This window comes from Paenibacillus sp. J22TS3 (assembly GCF_018403205.1).
GTDB lineage: Bacteria > Bacillota > Bacilli > Paenibacillales > Paenibacillaceae > Fontibacillus > Fontibacillus tuaregi.
Genome location: NZ_BOSF01000031.1, coordinates 1 through 255, shown reverse-complemented (window position 1 = coordinate 255; position 255 = coordinate 1). Strand labels below are relative to the sequence as shown.

The 255-nt window shown below is 54.5% G+C and carries 1 rRNA gene; it reads right to left on the bottom strand.

Annotated elements, in window-relative coordinates:
• Positions 1–255, bottom strand: a 23S ribosomal RNA gene (locus KJS63_RS25910); the annotation flags it as partial.

Genomic DNA, 255 nt, shown 5'->3' with positions numbered 1-255 from the left:
GAGGCGACCGCCCCAGTCAAACTGCCCACCTGACACGGTCCCCGTACCGGGTTACGGTACTAGGTTAGAACTCCGATACGATCAGGGTGGTATCCCAACGGTGCCTCCACCGAAGCTGGCGCTCCGGCTTCCTAGGCTCCCACCTATCCTGTACAAATCGTATCAAAGTCCAATATCAAGCTGCAGTAAAGCTCCATGGGGTCTTTCCGTCTTGTCGCGGGTAACCTGCATCTTCACAGGTATTAAAATTTCACC